The organism is Roseovarius salis (genome assembly GCF_044472985.1).
In the GTDB taxonomy this organism is placed as follows: Bacteria; Pseudomonadota; Alphaproteobacteria; order Rhodobacterales; family Rhodobacteraceae; genus Roseovarius; species Roseovarius salis.
This window is the reverse complement of sequence record NZ_JBISDG010000122.1, coordinates 1-276: the sequence shown is the minus strand read 5'-3', so window position 1 is coordinate 276 and position 276 is coordinate 1. Positions and strand designations below refer to the sequence as shown.

Sequence of the window (276 nt, the reverse complement as noted above, 5' to 3'; positions counted from 1 at the left end):
GGCGTCGTTCACCGTGCCGACGGGTGTGGCCTACAAAGCGCCGGGCGAGATCTTCGTGGAAGGTGATGCCTCGTCCGCGTCGTACTTCCTGGCGGCCGGCGCGCTGGGCGGTGGGCCGGTGCGCGTAGAGGGTGTTGGCATGTCCAGCATTCAGGGCGATGTCCGCTTTGCCGACGCGCTCAACCGCATGGGCGCCAACGTCATGGCCGGCGACAACTGGATCGAAGTGCGCGGCGTTGAGCGCGACGACGGCAAGCTCCATGCGGTCGAGCTGGA

The 276-nt window shown here is 67.8% G+C and carries 1 protein-coding gene; it reads left to right on the top strand.

The features are described 5' to 3' along the window. The coding region (locus tag ACH13J_RS18460) for a hypothetical protein (RefSeq protein WP_397544802.1) at positions 1-276 on the top strand (276 nt) is incomplete at both ends.